Genomic DNA, 5,645 nt, shown 5'->3' on the forward strand with positions numbered 1-5,645 from the left:
GTGTAGGCTCAAGCGTTAAGCTTGAGTGGTTGAACCAGTCGTGGACTGGCTTTTGCCTTTGGCGAAGCGCTGCGCCATGGCGGCCTTCTGCTCTTGCAGTTTGGCCTTGGCAGCGTCCGTCTTCATGACCGCATACACCACGCGGCTGACGCCGTAGATGTAATTGCCGATGAGGAAGAGCGCATCGTCCAACTTCGACTTCACGTCGGTGACGTGAGTCTGGACGAGGCTCAGATCCTGCAGCAGTTCATCCTGCGCGACAAAGGTGTCGAGCGAGATGCTCTGCGGCAACACGCCGGGGTCGGCCTTCGCAGTCTCGATGGCGAGATCGGCAAAGCCGCGGGTTTTGGTCCCGAGCTTCGACATGCGACGGCGCTCCAGCGGGGTCAGGTCGGGCATCGCGGGCAGAAGCCCCTTCAGCTCGTTGACCTTCGCCAAGATGGCAGCCAGATCCGCATCCGTGAGCGTGACGCTCGCGAATGGATACTTGCTGCCCGGATTGTCGGCCACCGTGGGGGTGGTCGATGTTGTGTTTTCGCTTACTGTTGTCATAATATCACCTACTTTCTAAGTCGCAGGACATCAGCCACAAGGGATGGTGTCCTTCCGACATGGGAAGACTACATCTAGTAGACTAACGAGTCAAATGGCAAATTATCGATTTCCGACAAATTGTTAAGCTACCAGTTTTTCTGCTTGACAGGCTACTTGACCCCATCCGATGGTGACGGGGTCATGAGCGCGGCGACCACCTTGCCCAAACACCCGCTCCATCAGTTGAGGGAGATCCTCGGCTGGAGCCGGCACAAGTGCGCCGAGGAGACGGGCCTCAAGGCAGCGACGATTCAAAATATCGAGCGCGGTGCGGCTCCCCTGCCCGATGATGCGGCCTTTGCCATCGAAGCGGCGACCGGATGCCACGCGATCAAGTTGATGCGCAGCGCCAATGCATGGCGCGAGCGAGCCGCGGGCCGTCCGCGCATTCTCGGCGAGGCGCTGCTCGACCAAACGCAGTTCCGACCCGTGTTGCTCGACGAGACGCCTTACAGCGCGGAGTTTTACCAGCACTACAAGCGCGCCGCGCTGCAACCGCAGGCCGTGGACAAAGCCACCGAAGACCTGAGCCGCCGCATCAAGCTGCTGCTCGGCCCCCTCGCCCAACGGCCGGAAAAATTCCGCCGCCTCTACCGCTACCTTGTGCAAATCCTCAACCGCGCCAAAGACGAGAGCGGACCAAGCGAAGCCGAAATGGCGGAATTCGCCAGGCGCACCGGCGAAGTGAAGTTGGAACAGCCCACGCTGCGCGAGTTGTCGGAGCGGGAGGAAATCGTCAAAAGCCCCATATGGCAGGAAGCCGATCTGCTCAAGCGATTCGACCCGGATGCACGCGTCCATGTGGTGCGGGAGGAATTCGTATTTTGGCCTTTCACGGAAATCATCCGCGGCGAAGGGCACTACGTGGTGCCGGACTATTCCTTCGGCAAGCGCAGCATGTGGCGCATCACCCTGCCGGACGGCAACACAATCACCATCGCACAGAACCATGTCGAATCCGGCGGCCTGCAGGCGAAGCTGACTGACGATGCCGGTGCTTCAGCCGCGACATCGGAGCGTTACAGCAAGCAGGGACCGGGCAAAGACAGACCTGTGTCAGCTTCGCCCCTCAACGCGCCATGACGCGTGCGGACGGTCGCCGCGGCGAGCTGTCTTTTTACCTCGCGAAAAGCCCCGCGACGCTGCGTAGAACCGCATCGATCTTCTCCGCGCGCAACTGTCCGACATTCTCCAGCATCAGTGTCTCATTGGCGGTGAAAAGTTTGCCCGGCCGCACGTAACTGATCACGGTCAGACCTCCGCTGATAAAATCGGGCTCATCCAACCGGATAGCGCGCGCGTCTGCCTACGACTTGCTCGTGATCTGGCAAAGAATCCAATCGCCGCGCCCGACTTCGGCAAGGACAAGGGCCGGGCGGATCTTGCTTTGCGAGAGATCCGAAAAAAGAAACGGAACGAGTATTACCGAACCGGCTGAAGGTGCTGCCATGCCGCGTCCTCTTCAGGGTTGTTCCAGTCCTCTGCCAAAGCCGCCTCGCTGAGCAGAGCGCACTCGCCGGCACCGCTCGCCGCCTCATCCGGCATGATCATGACCAAAGCACGATGGCTGCGGTCCAAGTGCACCGGCTTCGCCAGCTTCACCGAACCGTGTTGGTCGATCTCCGCTTCGAGAGTTTGGATCATCAGAAGAGAATACCCCCGCCCCCCGCCTCCCGCAACCCCGGCCGCTCGCCCCCACTGTAGCTCCTGCAACGCCTGTAGATCCGGCACCATCGCACAGAACCATGTCGAATCCGGCGGACTGCAAGCGAAGCTGACCGACGACGCCGGTGCTCCCTCCGTGACAGAAGAGTCAGCCGCCTAAAGACAAAACCCGCACGTTGCCGTGCGGGTGTCGTGAAGTGAGCGGCGATGTGTCGCTTAAGAAACCTTGGCGCGCTTGCGACAGCGCATAAACGCCGCGCCTACGGCGAGCAGCGCTGCCGCGGTCCAAGTGACCGCTGCTGTTGACACGAGATGCCAAAAGGCACACATTGTGCCGATGCGGTTGGAATTCGATTCCGACAAGGAGGCAATCAACCTCGCCAAGCACGGGGTCGATTTTTCCACCGTGCAGAAAGTTTTCCAAGATCCGCAACGCATGATCGTCCCGAACGAAACACACAGCGCCGACGAACCGAGGTTCTATGCTGTGGGCCACGATGGACACGGCATCCTCACCGTGAGGTTCACTTTGCGCGGTGATGCCATCCGCGTGATTGGCGCCGGATATTGGCGCAAACAGAAGAAAGCCTATGAAGACCAAAAGAAAGAAACCGAGTTACGCTGAGGAGCCGCGCAACGAAGGCTGGGGCTTTGACCAAAGCAAAGCGCTGACCCGCGCGCAGCAACGCGCCTTGGGCCTGCCCTCGCCATCCGCCGCGGCGAAGATGACTATCTCCCGCAAACCGGCGCGTCCGGCGCGGATCAACATCCGCACCACGCATGAGACGATCGCCGGTCTGCGCGCGAGGGCCGAGGAAGCCGGACTTCCCTACCAGACGCTCGCCGCCAGCGTGCTGCACATGGTGGCCCGCGGAGAACTCAAACTCTCGCTCGCCCCGGGTAATTGAAGGAAAGCGAAACACCCGCACGTTGCCGTGCGGGTGTCGGTGAGTGAGCGGCGCTTTGTCGTTCAGGAAGCCTTCGCGCGCCTCGTCGCCGCCGAGCAGGCGAGCGAGCAACAACGCGTCGTGGGTGGCCGGTCACGAGGCCGGAGGCTGGAACGCGGAATCCGGTTTGCGGGGCCGACGGCAGTCGGCTATGGTCTTCGCATGAGCACGCTGGCCGAAATCGAACAGGCCGCCGAAGTTTTGCCGGTTGAGCAGAAACAGAGGCTGGTCGCGTTTTTGCTGGCTGGTTTGCGCAAAGAAGGCGCCCCACTACCCCCGCCACGTGACATTCCCAAGGCCACGATCGAGCAATGGGTGGCCGAAGATGAAGAGGGTTTCCGGAAGTTCAAGGCCGGCGTGTGAACATCTTCTGCGACACCAGCGTCTTGCTGGCCGCCGCCAAATCCGCAGCAGGCGCCTCGCGCGCCTTGTTTGATTACGCTCCGGGCAGCGGTTGGACCCTTTTAACAAGTCCATGGGCCACGAGAGAGGCGGTGCACAACCTCGCCAAGTTCGAACCGGAGGTGCGCGAGACTTGGCAAGGGCTCGAGCCAAAACTGTCCGTCGTCGCTGACGTGGTAAGTTTGGATCGCGCTTTGGCTTTTCCCGTGCCGAAAGACCGGCCGATCCTGGTCACCGCACTGGCTTGGGCCGATGTGCTGCTCACCTTGGACCGGGCGGACTTTATCAATCTTCTCGGATCCTCGTGCTACGGCATGCCCATCATGACGCCGTCCGATTATCTCGAGCGCGAACGTGCTGCGGGGCGACTGCACACTTAGGCGAAAAGGGCGGAGAAATCCCGACTCTCCTCGCCGATGACGAAACGGCAGCTATCACCCAAAGTATTTGGCCGCTCGTTGGCCATGACAAAAAAACACCCGCACGTTTCCGCGCAGGTGTTGTGAAGTGAGCGGCGCTTTGCCGCTTAAGAAACTTTCGCGCGTTTGCGCCAGCGCATGAAGCCCGCAGTCCCAACGAGCAAAGCCGCCGCAGCCCATGTGCCGGGCTCGGGAACGGAACCTGCACCCGGGTCTTGAAGAAAACTGATGGCGGCAGCGCTGGAGGAGGCCAAGACAAGGTTGTCGTAGGACTGCACGCCGAATTCCCCAGCCAAGCGAAGCGAGCGAATGGCCTCGCTCGACGCGTTGCCGAGGTCAAACCCGTAAACAACCGCATTGGTCTGCGAGACATTCTGGAAAAGCGGCGCCGTGAGATCCGACTGCACCCAGAGGTCTGCCGTGTCATAAGCCCCGCCGGCACTGATGTCGTAGATATGGGCGAGGACGGCGACCTGCTGTCCGTCGGTGAGCCCGAACGAGTTCGTCGCCCATCCGCTCCAGTCGGAGTTGATCAGCGTCACGTTCGGCGCACCGGACGCCAACTGATAGGATCCAATCTGCCCGAACCAGGGGCCGTTGTATTGCACCTCCAGATTGTTGGTGCCGCCCATGAGACCGACTCCTCCCAACCACGGGGTGCCGGAGTCATTGCGAAGGAGAAATCCCAGCCACAGGTCGGGATTAACTGCGGCTGACGCGGGCGTGATGAGGGTGGTCGGGTAATTGTAAGCCGACATGTAGGATCCCATCGATGTTCCCACGACGACAAAAGGCGCCGAGGTCTCGAGCGTCGCTCCGACGGAGGCAGGCGGCGCGTTCAGCTGCGAAGTCCAACCGCTCGTGCTGTCAAAGGTGCTGCTGAAAAAAATAATTCCCCCGAAAGCGGCCTGTGCGAGCAGCGAAAACGCGAGGATGACGGCAGGCAACCGACAAAACGCGTGGCAGGCATGGGTGCGCATCGGTGCCGTGTGTTGCAGGGCTATCAACCTTTCCTGCGCCAGCGGACGAATCCCGCGGTCCCAACGAGCAAAGCCGCCGCGGCCCAAGTGCCGGGTTCGGGAACGACGCCGCCGGTGATCGGGCCGATGCTGTTGATGGGATTATCAAGGTAATCGGGCGCTTGGGTGGAAAGACCGAAGTAGATGCTATCGATGGCCAAATCGTTGCCGCCCTCGGCCGCGATGGTGTTGCGCAACCGGAAGGAAATCGTCGTGGGAGCAGAGAGGAAATAGCCGTCTCGGTAGGTCAGATACCACACGTCGAAATTTTCCGGCGCCGTGGAAGTGGTAAGTTCCTGCCAGGCACCCGAATTGTTCAGGCTCATCTCGAAAGCCAGTTGCGGCGGTTCTGCGGGATACACGCTGGCGATGTAGGCTTGGAAGCGGTAATAGACCGGCGCGTTGGTCGTGCTGACGATGATGTCGCCCGGATTGACCGTGATGGTCTGAATCCAAGGCGCTTCCGTGGTGTCTGTGGCACCGTTGGCCACGAAGTAGTTGGTTCCGCTCTGCGCGGAGAGGCTGCCCGCCCCGGCCCAGATGGAATGCACCTGATTCAGGCTCTGGATGACGCTGTATTCGCCCGCATTCATGAGACC

The 5,645-nt window shown here is 60.9% G+C and carries 8 protein-coding genes and 1 pseudogene; 5 read left to right on the forward strand and 4 right to left on the reverse strand.

All coding sequences use genetic code 11. From position 1 onward, the window contains the following. Positions 1 to 15: 15 nt before the first annotated feature. Positions 16 to 552: a hypothetical protein gene (locus FGM15_13315; GenBank protein MBU3666837.1), complete on the reverse strand. Its 537-nt coding sequence runs from the start codon at positions 550 to 552 to the stop codon at positions 16 to 18. 183 nt (positions 553 to 735) lie between these two features. Between FGM15_13315 and FGM15_13320 the strand changes: the two genes are divergently transcribed. Then, positions 736 to 1,677 (forward strand): helix-turn-helix transcriptional regulator, encoded by a 942-nt coding sequence (locus FGM15_13320; GenBank protein ID MBU3666838.1) that lies wholly within the window; start codon positions 736 to 738, stop codon positions 1,675 to 1,677. 34 nt (positions 1,678 to 1,711) lie between these two features. On the opposite strand, the pseudogene FGM15_13325 reads toward FGM15_13320, so the two are convergent. Both FGM15_13325 and FGM15_13330 read right to left on the reverse strand, forming a co-directional pair. Next, positions 1,712 to 2,044 (reverse strand): annotated as a pseudogene (locus FGM15_13325) (type II toxin-antitoxin system PemK/MazF family toxin). After that, positions 2,017 to 2,238, reverse strand: a complete 222-nt coding sequence (locus tag FGM15_13330) for a hypothetical protein (GenBank protein MBU3666839.1) — start codon at positions 2,236 to 2,238, stop codon at positions 2,017 to 2,019. The pseudogene FGM15_13325 and the gene FGM15_13330 overlap by 28 nt, the downstream one beginning before the upstream one ends. Before the next feature lie 358 nt (positions 2,239 to 2,596). Between FGM15_13330 and FGM15_13335 the strand changes: the two genes are divergently transcribed. The 4 genes from FGM15_13335 to FGM15_13350 are packed head-to-tail and all read left to right on the forward strand — an operon-like array spanning position 2,597 to position 3,988. Beyond that, positions 2,597 to 2,884, forward strand: a complete 288-nt coding sequence (locus FGM15_13335; protein MBU3666840.1) for a BrnT family toxin — start codon at positions 2,597 to 2,599, stop codon at positions 2,882 to 2,884. Further along, positions 2,850 to 3,167, forward strand: coding sequence for a hypothetical protein (locus FGM15_13340; GenBank protein MBU3666841.1), 318 nt, complete (start codon positions 2,850 to 2,852; stop codon positions 3,165 to 3,167). The genes FGM15_13335 and FGM15_13340 overlap by 35 nt, the downstream gene beginning before the upstream one ends. 27 nt (positions 3,168 to 3,194) lie before the next feature. Beyond that, entirely contained in the window at positions 3,195 to 3,569 is a 375-nt protein-coding gene (locus FGM15_13345) for a hypothetical protein (protein MBU3666842.1), read from the forward strand. Further along, complete coding sequence (locus tag FGM15_13350; protein MBU3666843.1) at positions 3,566 to 3,988, forward strand: hypothetical protein; 423 nt, start codon at positions 3,566 to 3,568, stop codon at positions 3,986 to 3,988. The genes FGM15_13345 and FGM15_13350 overlap by 4 nt, the downstream gene beginning before the upstream one ends. 146 nt (positions 3,989 to 4,134) lie before the next feature. Here the strand turns inward: FGM15_13350 and FGM15_13355 are convergent, their stop codons facing one another. Beyond that, the gene (locus tag FGM15_13355) at positions 4,135 to 5,007 is read right to left on the reverse strand and encodes a hypothetical protein (GenBank protein ID MBU3666844.1); all 873 of its coding nucleotides are present in this window, start codon (positions 5,005 to 5,007) and stop codon (positions 4,135 to 4,137) included. Between the last annotated feature and the right edge of the window lie 638 nt (positions 5,008 to 5,645).

The organism is Chthoniobacterales bacterium, from assembly GCA_018883245.1.
Classification (GTDB): Bacteria; Verrucomicrobiota; Verrucomicrobiia; order Chthoniobacterales; family JACTMZ01; genus JACTMZ01.